9 protein-coding genes are annotated in these 17,910 nt (G+C 69.4%); 6 read left to right on the forward strand and 3 right to left on the reverse strand.

The genetic code is table 11. The features are described 5' to 3' along the window. Positions 1–6: 6 nt before the first annotated feature. Positions 7–1,251, forward strand: a complete 1,245-nt coding sequence (locus ACZK5N_RS00445) for a glycoside hydrolase family 1 protein (protein ID WP_459017816.1) — start codon at positions 7–9, stop codon at positions 1,249–1,251. Between the two features lie 179 nt (positions 1,252–1,430). Next, positions 1,431–2,627, forward strand: coding sequence for a cytochrome P450 (locus tag ACZK5N_RS00450; RefSeq protein WP_459017817.1), 1,197 nt, complete (start codon positions 1,431–1,433; stop codon positions 2,625–2,627). Here ACZK5N_RS00450 and ACZK5N_RS00455 read toward each other — a convergent pair. After that, positions 2,614–2,793, reverse strand: a complete 180-nt coding sequence (locus tag ACZK5N_RS00455) for a hypothetical protein (protein ID WP_459017818.1) — start codon at positions 2,791–2,793, stop codon at positions 2,614–2,616. The genes ACZK5N_RS00450 and ACZK5N_RS00455 overlap by 14 nt on opposite strands. Before the next feature lie 397 nt (positions 2,794–3,190). Here ACZK5N_RS00455 and ACZK5N_RS00460 point away from each other — a divergent pair, with 397 nt between their 5' ends. The 4 genes from ACZK5N_RS00460 (at position 3,191) to ACZK5N_RS00475 (ending at position 8,254) form a co-directional block, all read left to right on the forward strand. Beyond that, the gene (locus ACZK5N_RS00460; RefSeq protein ID WP_459017819.1) at positions 3,191–3,646 is read left to right on the forward strand and encodes an SRPBCC family protein; all 456 of its coding nucleotides are present in this window, start codon (positions 3,191–3,193) and stop codon (positions 3,644–3,646) included. Beyond that, complete coding sequence (locus ACZK5N_RS00465; RefSeq protein WP_459017820.1) at positions 3,643–5,226, forward strand: serine hydrolase domain-containing protein; 1,584 nt, start codon at positions 3,643–3,645, stop codon at positions 5,224–5,226. Before ACZK5N_RS00460 ends, ACZK5N_RS00465 begins: the two co-directional genes overlap by 4 nt. A 357-nt stretch (positions 5,227–5,583) precedes the next feature. Then, positions 5,584–7,173, forward strand: coding sequence for a peptide chain release factor 3 (locus tag ACZK5N_RS00470; protein WP_463624526.1), 1,590 nt, complete (start codon positions 5,584–5,586; stop codon positions 7,171–7,173). 181 nt (positions 7,174–7,354) lie between these two features. Continuing rightward, positions 7,355–8,254 (forward strand): NADP-dependent oxidoreductase, encoded by a 900-nt coding sequence (locus tag ACZK5N_RS00475; RefSeq protein ID WP_459017822.1) that lies wholly within the window; start codon positions 7,355–7,357, stop codon positions 8,252–8,254. 67 nt (positions 8,255–8,321) lie between these two features. Here the strand turns inward: ACZK5N_RS00475 and ACZK5N_RS00480 are convergent, their stop codons facing one another. Further along, a complete protein-coding gene (locus ACZK5N_RS00480; protein ID WP_463624527.1) occupies positions 8,322–17,180 on the reverse strand; it encodes a SpvB/TcaC N-terminal domain-containing protein in 8,859 nt (2,952 codons plus the stop codon). A gap of 265 nt (positions 17,181–17,445) precedes the next feature. Beyond that, on the reverse strand, positions 17,446–17,865 hold the full coding sequence (locus ACZK5N_RS00485; RefSeq protein ID WP_459017824.1) for a hypothetical protein: 420 nt from the start codon (positions 17,863–17,865) through the stop codon (positions 17,446–17,448). Between the last annotated feature and the right edge of the window lie 45 nt (positions 17,866–17,910).

The following is a 17,910-nucleotide window of genomic DNA, read 5'->3' on the forward strand; positions in this document are numbered from 1 at the left end:
ACATCCATGAGCCAGATCAGCATGCCCTCAACCTTCCTGTGGGGCGCGGCCACCGCCGGCCACCAGGTCGACGGTGGCGACGTCGACGCCGACACCACCTTCCTCGAGAACGTCACCCCGACGGTGTTCGTCGAGCCCGCTGGGGTGGCCTGCGGCGCCTGGGAGCAGTGGGAGACCGATCTCGACCTCGCCGCTGACATGGGGCTGAACGCCTTCCGCTTCTCCATCGAGTGGTCGCGGATCGAGCCACGCCAGGGCGAGATCGACGAGTCGGCCGTCGCGCACTACTCCCGGGTGCTCGACGGGTGCATCGCCCGCGGGCTCGCGCCGTTGGTGACGCTCAACCACTTCACGCTGCCGCACTGGTTCGCCTGTCGCGGCTCGTGGTTCGCGCCGGACTCGGCCGAGCTGTTCGCTGCGTTCTGTGCGATGGTGACGGAGCGGCTGGGCGACCGGTTCGCGCTGGTGGTCACGCTCAACGAGCCCAACCTCCAGCACATCCTGGCCGACATGCTTCCGCCCGACATCTGGGAGCTGAGCGCCGCGACCCTCGACGCGGCGTCCGCCGCCGCCGGGGTGCCGCGGTACCGGGCCGGCAACGTCGCGAAGCTGGAGGAGATCGACGAGTTGGAGGACGGGTTCGAGGCAGCGCATGTCGCGGCCCGGGCCGCGATCAAGGCGGTGCGGCCCGACCTCCCCGTCGGCCTGTCCATCGCGGTGGCCGACGACGTGGCGCTGCCGGGCGGCGAAGCCCACCGGGACCGCGTGCGGACCGCCTGCTACGGGCGGTGGCTCGAGTTGGCGAAGTCCGACGACTTCGTCGGCGTCCAGAACTACGAGAGGGTCTGGTACGACGCTTCTGGTCGGGTGGCCGCCGGTCCGGAGGTGCAGCTCAACGGGATGGGGTCCCCCATCGAGCCCGGCTCGCTTGAGGGCGCCGTCCGCTACGTCGCGGAGGCGACGGGTGCCCCGGTGCTGGTCACCGAGCACGGCCTCTCCACCGAGGACGACGCCCAGCGGTGCGCCTTCATCCCAGAGGCCCTCGCCGGCCTCGACCGTGCGATCGCCGACGGCGTGCCCGTGCTCGGGTACTGCCACTGGACGTTCCTGGACAACTTCGAGTGGGTGTCTGCCTACGGCCCGAAGTTCGGCCTCCACGCCGTCAACCGCGACACATTGGAGCGCACGCCGAAGGAGTCGTCGGGGGTCTACGCCGCCGAGATCGCGGCCCGCTCGGCGGTCACCGCCTGAGGGGCTAGGAGAGTGGTGATTTGTGGAGGGTAGACCGTCCACAAATCACCACTCTGAAGGGCCGGTGACAGACCTGGGCCACTGGTCGAAGTGGTATCCCACGCCCGAGGCAGTGATGAAGGGGCGCCCGCCCGGCGGGATCATCCCCAGATTCCGCGGCATCCCCCTAGCCTGGAGGCATGAGCGCCGAGGCCGCCTGTCGCCGCATCTCCGTCAAGCCCGGGGAGGCGGACTCCCCGCGCGTCGAGCACGTCGAGGGCGTGTGGCGGATCCGCTCCACCGAGGCCGTCCGGCAGATCCTCCGCGAGCGCGACGCCACCGCCCAGGCCGGGTTCAACTCCGAGGCCATCCCCGAGGGCACCATGGCCAACGAGCCCATCCTGTTCATGGACGGCGCGCCTCATCGTCTCCAGCGCAGCAAGATCGCGCGATACTTCGCGCCGAAGACCGTGGCGGCCAGGTACCGCGAGCTGATGGAGTCGCGGGCCGACGCCCTCGTCGATGAGATGATCGCCACGGGTGAGGCACGGCTCGACGACGTGTCGCTGCGGTACTCGACGGAGGTCGCCGCCAAGGTGATCGGCCTGACCAACTCCGACCTCACCCGCATGGCCCACCGCCTGGAGCGGCTGTTCGACCAGCCATCCTTCGACCCGGCATCGACGGAGCCGGAGGGGCGAGTCGCGAGCACCGTGCGCCAGCTCCGCGGGAGCATCCCGATGCTCTGGTTCTATCTGTGGGACGTCCACCCCGCCATCCGCGAGCGCAAGAAGCAGCCGCAGGAGGACGTGATCAGCCACCTGCTCGCCGAGGGCTACGCCGTCCCGGCCATCCTCATCGAGTGCGTCACCTACGGCGCCGCCGGCATGGCCACCACCCGCGAGTTCATCTCCATGGCAGCCCTCCACCTGCTGCGCGACGACGACCTCCGCGCGCGCTACGTCGTCGCCGACGAGGCCGAGCGGTACGCCATCCTGCACGAGATCCTGCGGCTCGAGCCCATCGTCGGGCACCTGTACCGGCGCGCGCAGCACCAGTTCACGTTCACCGACGGGGGCCAGACCCACACCGTCGCTCGAGGCGACCTGCTGGACCTGTTCGTCCGGCAGGCCAACGCGGATCCCGCCACCGTCGGCGAGGCGCCGCTCGACATCTGTCCGGCCCGGCCGCTCCCCCGCGGCATCGGCCCGGAGGTGATGAGCTTCGGCGACGGCCCGCACAAGTGTCCCGGCAACGCGCTAGCCATTCAGGAGTCCGACATACTGCTCACCCGCCTGTTCGCCCGTCCGGTGCAGCTGATGCGGGAGCCGCGGCTCGGCTGGGACGACATCATCTCGGGCTACGCGCTGCGCGACGTGGCGGTCACCGTCGGCTGACGCCTCTCGTCACGGCGGTGGCGACGCCCACCGCAGGGCGCAGGGCGGTGAGATGACCGACGCCGGCCGCCGCCACAGCAGCGCCGAGCAGGACCCGTCCCGTGGCGCGGAGAACGCCCGAGCCGGCAGGGGTCGACGACGCGTTGGGCGTGGGATCGGCAGTCACGGGGGCAGCGTCCCACGGCGCAACAAATTGGGCGGTCAGTTCTAGGCCCGTCGCGCACACAGCACGGTGGACACAGGTGCCCTCCACACCTACTGATCGCGAAGCGCCCACCGCAACGAGGGGCCTCCTAGCCTAAGGCCAATCGTTCTGAGGAGTTGCAGACATGTGTCTGCTTGAGCCGGACACGGCTCACGACGCGGCCCGACGAGCCTGATCTGGACCTCAACGGCCCGATCCATCCAATTTGATCGATCCAGCCGCGACGAGATGCGCGTCCGGCTCAAGTCGGGATCCTGGTCGTGGTCGTCAGTGCCGTGGCTCTGACTCGACAACTCCGCGCTTGGCTCACAGGTGCGCAGCCCTTGACCGCGCACCCCCACCTGAGGAGCCTTGATACATGCAGAGCCGCCACCTCAGCCGCGTCATTCCGCGCCCCGCCGACGAGGTGTACTGCTTCGTCGCAAACCCCGACAATCTGGTCCGCTGGGCCGCAGGCCTGGCCCAAGGCGACGCGGTCCGGAAGGGGCCGGACCTCATCGTCGGCTCCCCCATGGGACAGGTCACCGTCCGGCTCGTGCCCGTCAATGACTACGGCGTCTTCGACCACGACGTGACCCTCCCGTCGGGCATTGTCGTCACCAACCCGGCCAGGGTCCTCCCCCACCCCGACGGCTGCGAGGTACTGTTCACCCTGCGCCAGCTGGACATGACCGACGAGGAGTTCGAGCGCGACGCCCGCGCGGTGGAGGATGATCTCGAACGCCTTGCGGCGCTACTTGAGGACCCTGACACGCCGCTGACGCTCCCTGATGATTCCGAGGCATTGCGCCGCAGCGTTCCTGCACGGACATGACCGGTCGGCAGCCGATCCGCGCCGCGGCCGCAGCGGCACGCCCTCCTCGATCCCTGGCCCAGTGGATAGCCTGGATCGCCATCGACGCCATGGCATCCGCGATGCTCGCGATAGCGGTGGGTCGTGAGCCTCCCAGCGCCACTCCCGCTGCGATCGGGCGCTGGGCATCGGCGGTGGAGATCGAGCAGTTCGCGCAGCGTCGCGCCGAGGAGCTGGACCTCGCCGGGCTCGCCCTGGTCGTCCTCCGCGACGGCGAGCCTGCGCAGGAGATCCATCTCGGCAGCGCCGGGGAAGGGCGCCCCGTCACCGGATCCACGCCGTTCGTCCTGGGATCGACCAGCAAGCAGTTCACCGCGCTCGCGGTCCACCGGCTGATCGACGGAGGCCTCCTGAGCCTCGACCGCCGCGTGGCCGACCTGCTGCCTGGATGGGCCTCCGCCCCCGCGAGTCTGAGCACGATCACCGTGCGCGACCTGCTCGGTCACACGTCGGGGCTGTCCACCACGACGGGTCTGGAGCAGTGGGGTTGGCAGCCGTTCGTCCCGGATTCAATCGCCACCAACGCCGAGCGCCTGGCCGACGCGGAACTCGTCGCAGCGCCGGGATCCGCGTTCGAGTACTCCAACAGCAACTACGACCTCCTCGGAGCCGTGATCGAGCAGGTGACTGGGATGCCGTTCGCCCAGGCGATGACGACGCTCGTGGCAGCCCCAATGTCGCTCGCCCACACCACGGCCTCCCCCGTCACAGTAGCCGCCGACGAGGTGGCAGCCGGGCACTATTCCTGGCTCCAGCTGGCCACAGTCCCGATGCCCGCTCCCTGGACACCTGGCGCAGTGCCGTCCGCGTTCCAGGTCTCGACGGCCGACGACCTCACCCAACTCCTCCGGGCGCACTTGGGCACGTTCGCGAGTCGCCTGCCACCCGAGACCCTCGCCTCTGCCCGGGCCCCCTTGAGCAACATCGACGGGTACTCGCAGTACGGATCCGGCTGGGTCGTGCGCCCACTGTGGGAGGCGCGTGACCACGCCGGGGATCCGTTCGCGCTGGGGCCGATCGAGCAACCGCTGCCTCGGTGTATCGACCACCTCGGCGGCACCTACACGTCACAGTCCTACCTGCTCGCCTGCCCGACGACGGGCTTCGGCCTGGTGGCGCTGACCAACACCGGCCCCGGCATCGACACGACGCGGTGGGCGAGGTTCACCAAGGAACTCACCCACGTCCTCCTGGGCACTACGGCGTCACACCGGTTGCCCAACCTCGTTGAGTCGAACGCTGCGCTGATCATTCTCGGCTCGCTCACGCTGCAGGCCCTCACCCTGGTTCGCCTCCTGGGTGCTAGGCGGGACAGGTGGCGGATTCGGGCGGGGGTCGCGGCGGCGGTGGCGGTCGCGGCCATGTGGGCGTGGTGGACGTATTCACCCCGCCGGCTTGGGTTCCGCATTCCCCTGTCGGCCTTCTGGGCCGGGGCGCCCGAGCTGGGCCTCGCCACGATCGCCACCACAGGGCTGGCGGCCATCACCCTCGCCCTCATCGCCAGGCAGCTCATCGGCGCACCGGCGGGAGGAGCCGGATAGGTTCCGGAACGTCGCCAGTGCGCGATGGCCCCTTGGCCTCCGGCTTCCGGGAGGGCCTCGGCATGAGCCGGACACGGCATTTGCGAGGCCCCCGCGAGCCTGATCTCGGTCTCGCGACGAGAATCTGCGATTTTGATCGTTCCACTCCCCGCGACAGCAGTCTCAGGCTCAAACCACCACCGCGACAGCCGTGTCCGACTCAAGCCACCACCGCGAAACGAGTGTCCGGCCGTCGGATGCTCATGTCCTCCGCATCAGTGACGGGTTCGGGGCAGCAGGCCCATGCCCGCTCCCGGCTCCTCGCCGCGCACGGTATATTCGAACGCTGGTGCGCGCACCAGGATCGGGAGGAACATCATGAGCGACGACATTGCCGCGCAGGCTGCTCGGCGCCGGACGTTCGCGGTCATCAGCCACCCGGACGCAGGCAAGTCCACCCTCACCGAGGCCCTCCTGCTCCACGCCAGGGCCATCGGCGAGGCGGGAGCCACGCATGGCAAGGCCGGCCGCAAGGCGACGGTGTCGGACTGGATGGAGATGGAGAAGGACCGGGGCATCTCCATCAGCTCCTCCGCCGTGCAGTTCCGGCATCACGACGCGGTGATGAACCTGGTCGACACCCCGGGGCACGCCGATTTCTCGGAGGACACCTACCGTGTCCTCACCGCGGTCGACAGCGCAGTGATGCTCCTGGATGCGGGCAAGGGCCTCGAAACCCAGACCATGAAGCTGTTCGAGGTCTGCCGCTCGCGTCGGATTCCGATCATCACGGTGATCAACAAGTGGGACCGGCCCGGGCACGACGCCCTCGCCCTCTTCGACGAGATCGAGAGCCGCACGGGGCTCCGCCCCACGCCCATCACCTGGCCGGTAGGTATCGCGGGCCACTTCCACGGCGTGATCGAGGTGGCCACGGGTGATTTCATCCGGTTCACCAGGACACCCGGCGGCAGCACACTGTCAGGCGCGGACCGGATGGATGCTGCGGCGGCCCATCGCTTGGTCGGTGACGACTGGGACCGCGCGGTGGAGGAGGTGTCACTGCTCGCCTCCGACGACTACGCGCACAACCAGGCCGCCTTCGAAGAACAGCGCACCACCCCTGTCCTGTTCACCGCGGCGGCGCTCAACTTCGGCGTCGGCCACCTGCTGGACACCCTCGCGCGGCTGGCTCCCGCGGCGGGCTCGCGCCCGGATGCGGCGGGAAGCCGCCGCGCCGTTACCGACGGTTTCAGCGCCCAGGTGTTCAAGGTCCAGGCGGGCATGGACCGGTCCCACCGGGACCGGCTCGCGTTCGCGAGGGTCAATTCGGGCATGTTCCACCGCGGCGAGGTGATCACCCACGAACCGACGGGCCGGGCCTTCGCCACCAAGTACGTCCACAGTGTCTTCGGCAGGGACCGGGACACCATCGAGGTGGCCTATCCGGGCGACATCATCGGGTTGGTGAACGCCGGCGACGTGCGCGCAGGTGACACGCTCTACTCGGGCGAGGCGGTGGCGTTCCCCAAGATTCCGGCCTTCGCACCCGAGCATTTCCGCGTCGCCAACGCCAAGGACGTGTCCCGCTACAAGCAGTTCCAGCGCGGCATGACCCAGCTGGATCAGGAGGGCGTGATCCAGGTGCTCTACTCGGATCACCGCACGCGCCGCTCCCCCGTGCTGGCCGCCGTCGGGCCCATGCAGTTCGAGGTGGTGACCCACCGCATGGAGCGCGAGTTCGGAGCGGCCGTACACCTCGAAACGCTCCCGTACACCTTCGCGCTGCGCACCACAGCAGACGACGCGCCGGTGATCGACAGGCGTGCCGGCGTGGAGGTGGCCACCCGCGAGGACGGGGTCCACCTCGCGCTCTTCACGGACAAGTGGCAGGTCAGCGGGGTCCGCCGCGACCACCCGTCCATCGTGCTGGAGCCGATCGTGAGCGGAACCATCGACGCGTCCTGACGGTCCGTGTCGAGCGACGCGGAACACGCGCGTTTGTTGCGGGGTGCGCCATCGCTGTCCGCGTGGATCGACCGCGAGCCAGCAGCGTCATTGACACGCGGGCCCACGACTCCGGAAAGTCCTCTTAACACGGGCATTCCCCCGCTCCGCCCGGGTCATGCCAGCCGACAGAGGACACCACATGCGAGCAGTGCGATTTCACCGGTACGGGGACCCGCAGGTCCTCACCCTCGAGGATGCCCCCGAACCGCACCCGGGACCGGGGCAGGTCCGGGTCCGCGTGCACGCGACGAGCGTGAACCCCGTCGACTGGAAGATTCGGGCCGGCTATCTCCACGAGGTAATGCCGGTCACCTTCCCTGCCATCCCGGGAACCGACGCCGCCGGCATCATCGACGAGGTCGGCGAGTCGGTGACCGACGTGAAGGCGGGAGACGCGGTCTTCGGAATCGCCCAGGGCGGAGCGGCCGAGTTGGCGATCCTGACCGCGTGGGCACCGCTGCCAACCAGGTGGAGCCTGGAACAGGGGGCAGCCGCCGGCCTTGCCTCCACCACGGCCATCGAAGGACTGAACGCGGTCGGCCTCGCGTCGGGTGACACGGTCCTCATCGAAGCGGCCTCCGGAGGCGTCGGCGTCGCGGCCGTCCAGATCGCCATAGCCAGGGGCGCAACCGTGATCGGGACCGCCAGCGTCGTCAACCACGACTTCCTGTGCTCGCTGGGCGCCACGCCGGTGACGTATGGCGATGGACTTGCCGAGCGGGTCGCCGACGTGGCCCCCCAGGGGATTGACGCTGCCCTGGACCTCGCGGGCTCGGGATCACTTGCCACACTCGTGGCGATCGTCGGCGATGCCTCCCGCGTCGCCTCTGCAGCCGACTTCAGCGCCCCGTCGCTCGGCGTGGCGCTGATCGCCGGCACCGCCAACGCGCACGCGAACCTGGCCCTCGCCGCGGAACTGGGCGAGTCGGGCGCATACATCCCACACATTCAGGCCGCGTACCCGCTGGAGAAAGTCGCCGAAGCGCACGCCCACGTCCAAGCGGGCCACACCCAGGGCAAGGTCGTCCTGACCCTCTGACCCGCCGCTGCCCCACGGTGACCTCTTGGGTCGGTGGGCCCGTCGGTTCGACGGGCCCACCGGTGCGTCAGGCGCCCGAGGAGTCCGCCGCTCCGTCCACCGAGCCGGCATCGGCACCGCCCAGCGACGCGCTGGTCGAGCCGCGGCTCATTCCGCCACCGTCGCTGAGGCTGTCGGCCCGGCTCGCGGTGCCGCCGGCCAGCCCCGACGGGCCGGTCGCCGAGACGCCGTCGCCGAGTGATCCCTCACCCGCGTCGTCGGCTGCGCCGCCCGCTCCGAAGGCCGCCGGACCGGTGTCCAGGGCCGGTGTCCCCGCGCCCGGTTGAGGGCCGGTCTGGCCGCCGAGACCGACGTTGGTGGAATCGTCGGTGCTGTCGGCGCCGTTCCGGTCGCCGGCGCCCTTGTAGACGGTCTTCTGCGTGATCCCGATGAAGGCCGAGACCTTCACGTCCTGGAGCTTCCAGCCGTCGGAGGTCTTCACCATGTTGACCTGGATCAGCGGCTTCATCTCATAGTTCTCCGAGAACGCCTGCAGGCTCTTGGCCTGCTCGGAGCCGGCCATCTTTGCCAGCGGGAACCACAGCCGCGACCCGCGATCCGTGTCGGTCTGCACGCCCGCGTCGGTGGCCGACGGGGTCGTGGCCGTCAGGCCGGTCGAGGACAGGCTGCCCCCGGCGACGTTCGGCGCCAGGCCTCCCGGGTCCACCAGCCGCAGCGGGCTGGACTCGGCATAGGTGTAGGCCGGCAGCAGGGCGGGGTCACCCTGAACCGCGGACGGGTCGGTGTAGAGCATCGGGTCCGGGCTGTAGAACATGCCCTCGCGAGGCTCGTACCAGCGCGCGCCCAGGTTGAGCAGGTCTCTCACCTCGTCCAGGTAGCCGCCCACATACAGGTACGGGGTGCGATGGACGGTCGAGTCCTCCCGGATCCACGGCTCACCGCCGGGGAAGTACTCCCAGTGCTCGAAGACCTTCCCAATGTCGTCGGTGACGACATTGGTCGAGCCCTGGAGATCCTTGGTCAGGTAGTACTGCTGGTGCTCGAAGTCGCCGTCGAAGGAGCGCTTCGTGGCCATCCGGTCGTCGCCGGCCCAGATGTGCTTCCACGGGACCGCGCCGTTGCGCACGGTGTACCAGCGGTTGACGAACGAGGTCTCCCCGTCCGGGCCCCGCTCGAGCGCGCGCCGGCCGTCGGAGTCGTAGGTGTAGGTGGTCGTGTCGCTGCCGTCGTCGAACTTGGTGATCCGGTCCTCGGCGTCCCACGTCATGGTCCGGGTCTCCTTGGTGGCGGCGTCGACCCACTTCGCCAGGTTGCCGTTGCGGTCGTAGGTGTAGGTTCTCCGTCCGTTCTTGGTCAGCTGGTGCGGCCCGGCGCCCGCGTAGTCCATCGAGAAGGTGTAGTTGGTCTCCGCGGGCAACAGCAGCTTGCCCTTGCCCGACGCCTTGCCGATGGAGTCGCCCTGCTTCTTGGTGGCGATGTTGCCGTGCTGGTCGTAGGTGATGTCGAGGGCAAACTTGCGAACCTTGTCTGGGGCCACGTCGGCGCGGCCGGTGGCGCTGCTGAGTCGGTAGTAAGGATCGTAGGCGTACTGCTGCGAGCTCGGCCCGACGAAGAGGCTGGTCGTGACCGGGGGAACCTCGTTGTCCATCGAGACGACATTGCTGGCCTTGTCGTAGCCGTACGTCAGGTTCTGGACATTGCGGACCGGAGTGTCGGTGGAGATAGTCTCCGGGCGGCCGATCCAGTCCATGCCCCACTGCGTGCTGACCCCGTTACCGGTGTCGCGCAGCCGTCGGTCGACGAACTGGTCGTACTCCTGGCGCTCCAGGTACTCGTACGAGCAGGTGAGGGCCTCGTCGGAGATCACCTTGGTGCGCGCCGTGTGCCCGACGGCCGTCGGGAACAACAGGTTGCCGTTGATGCCGCGCTCCACGGTGTACAGGTACTGGCCCGGGGTGGAGGTGGCGACCCGGTCGGTGACCCGGAGCTGCTCGTCCTTCAGCCAGATGGTGAACGGCAGCGAAGGAGCCGAGTCCGACACCTCGGTGACCGTGATGGTGGTGGCCTCCGCGGTGATGGCGACGGTGAGGGAGCCCAGTTGGGTGCACTCCTTGACCCCCAGCATCGCGGTGAGCTGCCCGGCGCTGTCGTAGTCGTGCGACAGCACCTCCCCGTCGGGGTAGGTCAGCTGGTCGATGCGGCCCAGCGAGTCGTAGCTGAAGCCGGTGGTGAAGGTCAGCTTGGCAAGAGTGTCGGGGCTGAGGTTGTGCGCCTTCATGGTCGTGACCTCGGTGGCCACGTTGCCGAGCGCGTCGTAAGTCAGCGTCTGGCTGCGCGCGCCGTCCTCGACGCCGACCACGCGGCCCGCGCCGTTGCCGGGTGCCCCGGACGCGCCGTAGGTGTACGCGACGTCCGGCGTGGAGGCCGGATAGTCGATCGTCGCCAGACGATCGAAGTCGTAGCGGTAGGCGATGCTCTGGCCGTTGGCGGCCAGGTTGGGCGTGGTCTCCGTGACGACGTTGCCCGCGGGATCGTAGGTCATCTCGCGCAGCCCGCCGTCAGGGGTGTTTGTCGACAGGCGCCGGCCGAGGCCGTCGTAGCTGTGGCTCGTCTGGTTGCCGGCGTTGTCCACCACCGCGGTGAGCTGACCGAGCTTGTCGTACCGGTAGCGGGTCCGGATCGGGTCGGCCGTGGCCGGGATGTCGTCGCTGACCAGTAGGTTGCCGCGCACGTCGGTGTAGGTCATCTGCTGCTTGCCCTGCAGGGGGCTATCCCCCGCCAGCACGGACTCGTACCGGATCGGGTCCGTGACGGTGGTGAGGAACAAGTCGACTGGAAGTCCGGTGGTGGATCCGAACCCGTGGTCGATCGTCGTGATGATGGGGTCGGAGTTGTCCTCGCCGTAAGGCAGCTCGACCTTCGACACCTGATCGAGCAGCGTGTACGAGGTCAGCGTCGGGGGGTACGGGTCGGTGGCCGCCTGGTAGGTCGTGAAGGTGCCCAGGGGTTCGATCGTGGGCCACCACTCCTTGATCTCGCGGCCGAGGGCGTCGTACTCGATCGCACCGGCGACCAGCACCTGGTCGACGGCCGGCAGCGTCGGGTCGTCGTTGATCATCGTGTAGTCGCGCTTGGTCTGGGTGACCCGCGCCATGCCGTCGACGAACGCGACGGTGTCGATGGTGTCGCCGGGGTTGAAGCGGTCGTGGTGGCGGGCGATCGCGTACCCGTAGGCCGCGGCCGTGGGCGCGTATTCGTAGGCGACCGTCGGCGGGCCGCCGGGGTCCTGCTCGTTCGGGCTGCGGACGGTGGCCAGGCGGTTGAACGCGTCGTAGGTGTAGCGCGTGGCGTTGCCGTTGGCGTCGACCCGCTCGGTGACCAGGCCGGCGGCCGAGAACGACGCCCGGGCGGTCAGGCCGTGGCTGTCGGTGACCTCGGCGACGTCGGTGTGCCGGTCCGCGTCGTAGACGTAGTCCACGACGTAGCGGTCCCCGTCGGCGTTCTCGGGGTAGGCCACCTGGTTGTAGCTGCCCCACGCGTCGAAGGTGAGGTCGGTGATGGCGTCGGTGTCGGCGTCGATGCGCTCCTCGATGTGGATCGGCACGGCGTTGAGGCACAGGTCGGTCGAGCCGTCGCGGTACCGGAGCACGGTGTCGGCGTGGTCGAGCACCGTGAAGGTGGCTGCGGTGGCCACCCAGGAGGTGTCGCGGCAGTCGGGATAGGTGGTGAGGGAGACCAGGTCGTCGATCGGATCGGCCGCCTGCCCGTGATCGACCTGGCGCACCGGGTTGCCCAGCGCGTCGTACTCGAAGGTGTTCTTGAGCGACGTGCCGAGGTCGCCGTCGGCGTCGAACCAGGACTGGAGCACCTGGGTGCGGACGACGCCGCGGCTGTCGTCGAGCAGGGCCAGGGCCAGGGTGCCATCGGTGGGCGTGATGACGGGGTCGGGTGTCGCGGCGGGGATGGTGGCTGCACCGGCCTCAAGGGTCGTGGCCACCCACGTGGAGTCCGTCCGGGAGATCGGCGTCCCGTCGGGGGCCTGCATCTCCTGGCTCTCCAGCAGCCCGGAGTCGAACACGGTGGCGTTGCCATAGGTGCTCACCGTGCGTCGCAGCACCGCACCCCCGGGACCGTCGAGTTGTTCCTCGACGATGGTCCGGTAGCCCATGAGCTCGCGCTCCACCTTGTCGAACCGGTTACCTTCGTAGCCGAAGGTGGTGGCGTGCGCCGGGCCGTCGCCGGGGCGGCCGTCGTCCACCTGGACGCTGGTCATCAACCACAGCGGCAGGGGCTGCTCGGGGGTGTTGCCGTCGCGCTCGTAGCCGAGGCTGATCGTGCCGCCGAGCGGGTTGGTGACGCTCTTGAGCAGGTTGGTGCGGCCGCGGTTGTTGGCGCGCACGGTCATGGTGCCGTCCTCGGTACTGAGGACCGAGTCGGGGTTGCCGTCGCCGTCGACGTCGGTGAGCTGCACCTGGCTGGATGACAGGCTGTGGTCGAAGCTGGCGCCGGGGTTGACGATGATGTAGCAGCCGGCCAGGCACAACGGCCCGATGGGGATGGTGAAGTCGAAGCCGCCGCCGAGCCCGCGGCTGCGGTCCTGGGAGGCCTGCTGACCGAGCGGGATGCTGCCGATCAGGTCGACCTTGCCCTCGACCATGTCGCCGTAGTCCACCTCGGACCGGGCGCCGCTACCGGAGGCGAAGGCCACCCGGGTGCCGTCGTCGGTCTTGCGGACGCGGTCGAGGACGCCGTCGCCGTCGACGTCTACCCAGGAGTAGCGGGCCTGGTCGATGCCCTCGTTGAAGGACAATCCGCCGGAGAACTCCTTGTTGTTGAAGTTGAACCCCATCAGCGGGCCGACGGAGCCGGAATAGGACTCGCCGTTCTCGAACCCGCCCTGGGACCACTGGACCTCCGTGGGGGAGAAGCTGTGGCCCAGGTTGAAGCGGACGCGCACGCCTCCGCCGCCGGCCAGCACCAGGTCCGGCAGCGAGTCGCCGTTGACGTCGGCCAGCTCGCGCTCCAGCGGGGCGGAGGTGTCGAGGTCCATCTGCGAGATCGAGTCGCCCCAGTCGGAGTTCACGCCGCCGCCGGGGTTGGTGAACTGGGCGGTGACGCCGAGGGAGCCGCCCACGTTGGCGCCGGACTCCTGCGTGTCTGCGGGCTCGCCCTGCTGCGCCGAACCGGAGGTGGTGGCCTTCTTCGAAGTGCCGCTGGTGGTGGCGGTGTCCTGCGCGGTGTTGGCGTCGCCCTTCGAGTTGCCCTTGATGTCGATGGCGGTGCCGTTGAAGCCACCGCTGATCGCGAACGTGGTGTCCTGGCCGGCGACGTCCGGCCCGGAACCGGATCCGGGGAGGAATCCTCCGCGCGGCGTGGTGTAGGTGATCCGCCCGGGGGCGACGACGTCGGGGAAGCCGTCGGCGTTGACGTCGACGTAGTCGAGGAGGCCGAAGCTGGGCCCGGCGCCGAAGGCGGCCGTCAGCGGCCCGATTCCGGCCACCAGGCCGAAGATGGGGGCCGAGAGGCCGACGCGGCGGACGGCGCGCACACCGGCGCCCGCGCCCGTACCGGGGGCGCCGGTGACGCCGATGCTGTCGGAGCCGGTGCGCGAGCTGGAGGCGAAGTCGGCGCCGCCCACCAGGTTGTCCTTGAGGCCGCGCCAGACCGGCACGGGCTCGGTGCTCCCGGGCGTGCGGAGCAGGTAGGCGACGTAGGGGTAGGACTCACCCTGGGCGGGGTCCTTGTAGCTGGAGTCGTTGAAGCCCGTGGGCTTCGAGGTCGGGTAGTCCGACTGCTGGAAGACGAAGGCCTGCTCGCTGAGGGGGTCGGTGGAGCGGTTGTCGCCCTCGTAGTCGGCGTTGTAGCCGGCGTAGGCCCAGCCGCGATGCGCGATCGGGAAGATCCCCTGCCGGCCGGCGGAGTTGAGCGTCTCGGGCACGTCGAGGCCATCGTCGGCGCCGCCGTCGGTCCACGTGAGGGTGACGTCGTTGCTGGTGATGCGCTCGGAGAGGTCGGGATCGCGGACGGTGAGGTCGAACCAGTAGTCGTCGCCGGATTCGAGCGCGACACCGGTCAGTTCGGTGCTGCCGCCCAGTGGGCCGGCGTCGAAGGTCTGCTTGGCCAGCACCTCGCCCAGCCCGGACGCGGTGCGCCGCTTGACGGTCAGGGTCACCTGGCCGGGCTCCGCATCCACGAGCGCGACGACGGAGGCGTTCACCGTGACCTCACGGTTGAGCGTGGAGGTCCAGGGCGCGCGGGGGGCGGTCTCGTCGGTGGTGGGATAGAGGTCGATGTCGTAGGGCAAGTTGAGTTCGAGGGTGTGGTCGTCGTCAAGGCCGTCGCCGTCGAGATCGCCCAGGACCACGACCGGATCATCCCCGTCGAAAGCGGCTGTGTAGTAGAGCCGGGGCGCGAAGGACAGCACGGTGGGGTCGATCGGCGAGTCGGCCGCGATGCGGACCACCACCTTGTCAGCCACCAGGGCGTCCTCATCGCCGGTCGGGGCGGCGACGGTGAAACTCTCGTTGAGTTCAATGTCACCCACTAGGTCCGCGGCGACGGGGACCGAGGCGACGGCGATGCCGTTGCGCAGGACAAGGAGTGTCAGGTCGTCGCTCGTCGGGGCGGACTTGGTGAGCGTCCCCTCGACCTTCACCGTGCCTCGGAGCGGCATGAGCACCGGGGTGTCGGGGCGGCCGGCGAGCGTGAACTCGTCAGCCGACACGAACGCGGTCTGGCTCAGATCGTTGGCGTCGGTGGGGAGATCGCCGAGCGAGGTGTAGGTGATCACCGGCGCCCACTCGACCCGGTCGTTGGCGCCGTCGTCGACGGAACCGACGCGGAAGTACACGGCTTCGCCGCGCTGGACCGTCGGGGTGAGGGCCGGCGGGGTGGTGCTGGCGCCGGCGGTGAGCAGGTTGGCCGCCCACAACTCGTCGGAGCCGTGCTGGATGGCGAGCCGGACGCCGTCGCCGACGTGGCCGTCGTCCAAGGTGGCGGTTCCCGTGATGCTGACGGTGCCGGCGTAGGGGGCCACCCAGCGGCGCACGACGTCCTGGCGCGGGGAGTTGGCGCGCTGGAGCTCCTCGAACTCGGCGAGCTTCTCGATGTTGTCGAGGTCGACGGTGCCGTCGTCGATGGGCACGGGGGTGTCCCCGCTGTCGGCGCGGAACTCCGGGCCGGTCGCGGTCGGGGTGTTGAAGTAGACCTGTCCTGCGCTGACGTAGTCGGGCAGACCGTCGTTGTTCACGTCGGTGAAGTACTGCTCGCCGATGGTCACGTCAGCCGCGATGTTGAACTGCACGGTGACGCCGAAGTACACCTCAGGGCCTCCGGAGACGCCGATGTTGGCCTCCGTGGACAGGGTTCCGATGCCGACCACGTTGCGCGCGTCGCCGAACGTGCCGTCGCCGTTGTTGAGCCGGTACTGGACCCCGGCGCCCGTGATGTTCTTGCGGAAGACCTTGTCAGGCAGCATGTCGCCGTTGAGGTCGAGCATCTCGATGAGACCGCCGGTGCCGCTGCCGCTGATCGCGAGCGAGCCGCCGAAGGAGCCCGTCTTGGAGGGATTGGAGAGGTTGAAGCCCAGGTAGGCGTGGCCTCCGCCGCTGTTGGTCTCCGAGGCGCCCAGCGCGCTGAGTCCCACCGGGCTGAGCAGCGACTGGCTGAGGTCGTTGCCGCCGGAGTTCCAGGTCGCGTCGTCCGCGAAGCCGTCGTAGGCGCCGGAGGCGAAGGCGACCTCGTCGTAGTACTCAAAGGTGTGCGACCCGGCGACGGCACCGTCGTCGCCGAACTGCTCCACCTTCTCCAGCATGGACTTGCCGAACGGGGCCTCGTCGGCGTAGACGAGGTTCCAGCCCTTGACGAGTTCGTTGTAGGTGCGCGTGTCGCCGGCGGGGCTGCCGTGGCGCACCTCGATGCGGCGCAGCAGGTCCGAGGTCACCTCGAGTGCGCCCGCGGAGGCGTCCACGATGACGTCGGGCCGACGGCTCGGCACGGGCGACAGGTCACCGTCGCGGAGGAACACGACCTCGTAGGCCGGGTCGTCCGCGTTGCCGGTGCCCAGGGATCCGGTGTACAGGATCGAGCTCACGTAGAAGCCGCTACCCAGCGTGGCGTTGCCCGAGCCGACGGCGCTACCGGCGGGCTTGTCGTAGCTGATCCGCATGACGTTGCTGGAGATGTCGCGGACGCCCGACAGCCCCCAGCGCACCGCGTTGCCGCCGTCGTCGCTGAGGATCGCCTGCTCATCCCGCTCCCCCTCTGGTGTGCCGCCGTAGAAGCGGGTGGTGCCGTTCTTGTCGGTGACCTCCCACCAGTAGTTCGTCGGCGAGTCGCCGTGGCGGATGATCCGCTCCCACTCGGTCTCGACCCGACGGGTCCAGTCGGCCTTGTCGGCGACGCGGGGCTCGAACGGATAGGTGACCGCGGTGGGGCTGAGCTGGTCGCCGTCGAGGACGTAAGTCTCGCTCTCCACATTCCGGCCTTCGGCGGTGTCGCACAGGTCCCCCGCGGCCGGGCAGAAGAGCGGAGCGCCCCAACGGGTGTCGATCTCCACGCTCCCGAGCCCGAGATCCCAGCCCGTGCCCACCCAGCCGTTGCCGCCCGTCGAGTCGTAGACCAGCGACAGGGACGGCTCCACACCGGCCCGGCCGGCCGGCACGCTGAGCGGGTGGGACACGCTCGCTCCGCCCTGGTGATCGGCCTCAGGCGGCGCGATCAGGTCGAGGTTCTCCGTCGGATCGGCGAACTGCAGGCCCTCCAGCGCGTCCTCGCCGAGGTCGGCCGGCGTGATCTGCCCCGGCCGGGCCAGGGTGCCCGGCTCCGCCCCCGACAGGAGGTCTCCCTGCGCGGGAGGGGCGTTGAGCGTGCCGGTGGCGAGCACGACCACGCTCAAGGTCAGGGCAGAAAGGCGGGGCAGCTTCATGGTGAACTCCAGGGAGTGGGGCAAAACCGGATACCGCCTGCCCCCTGAAGTGTGGAGACCAGCGCCGTGCACCACTCTTTCGGCGCCAGAGAGTCAAGACAATGGGCCTAGGTCGCCTATCGGTCCGCCGCCACCCACCACAGGCGCCGCGACCCTCGTGTCGCGGCGGGGCCAGGGTCGCCTCCGGTGCCCGATGGCCTCGCGGCCGGCGCGCTGGCCCGGTTCAACCCGGTCCACGGGAGGACCGCTGGCCCGGGGTGCTCATCTAGTGGGGCAGCCGAGCCTGCAACGAGTCGGGACGTCCTGCCACCAGGACCGCGAGGATCCCGAACAGGACGATCTGAAGGGCATTGATCGACACCGCCAGCCAGAGCATGTCCAGAACGAAGGACTCCTCGCCGTGCCTGGACAGTTCGACGAAGAGCCAGACGAAGCCTCCGACCACCAGCACCTGGATGCCTGCGCCGACACCGTGTAACAGGCGATTGTCACGGAGGACCAGCAGGCCGGCACCGACCGCGTACGCCACTGCCAGGAACGCATACAAAGGGGCGGGGTTGTCCGCCTCGCGTAGATGCGGCAACTGGATGAAGAACACGGTCACATACAGCACCGCAATGATCCCGGCCAGGAAAGCTGCTGCCAGCCGGAGTCTCCGGCGACCCAGTGTTGCCCGGCTATGCACGTCATTCGAACCCGACGTCATTGCCCTCACCGCCCTTCAGACGAT

The sequence above is a fragment of the Tessaracoccus pujii genome (genome assembly GCF_055326215.1).

Coding starts and splice junctions, on each gene's coding strand:
- ACZK5N_RS00445 (WP_459017816.1), top strand. CDS start 7: ATGAGCCAGATCAGCATGCCCTCAACCTTCCTGTGGGGCGCGGCCACC.
- ACZK5N_RS00450 (WP_459017817.1), top strand. CDS start 1,431: ATGAGCGCCGAGGCCGCCTGTCGCCGCATCTCCGTCAAGCCCGGGGAG.
- ACZK5N_RS00460 (WP_459017819.1), top strand. CDS start 3,191: ATGCAGAGCCGCCACCTCAGCCGCGTCATTCCGCGCCCCGCCGACGAG.
- ACZK5N_RS00465 (WP_459017820.1), top strand. CDS start 3,643: ATGACCGGTCGGCAGCCGATCCGCGCCGCGGCCGCAGCGGCACGCCCT.
- ACZK5N_RS00470 (WP_463624526.1), top strand. CDS start 5,584: ATGAGCGACGACATTGCCGCGCAGGCTGCTCGGCGCCGGACGTTCGCG.
- ACZK5N_RS00475 (WP_459017822.1), top strand. CDS start 7,355: ATGCGAGCAGTGCGATTTCACCGGTACGGGGACCCGCAGGTCCTCACC.
- ACZK5N_RS00480 (WP_463624527.1), bottom strand. CDS start 17,180: ATGAAGCTGCCCCGCCTTTCTGCCCTGACCTTGAGCGTGGTCGTGCTC.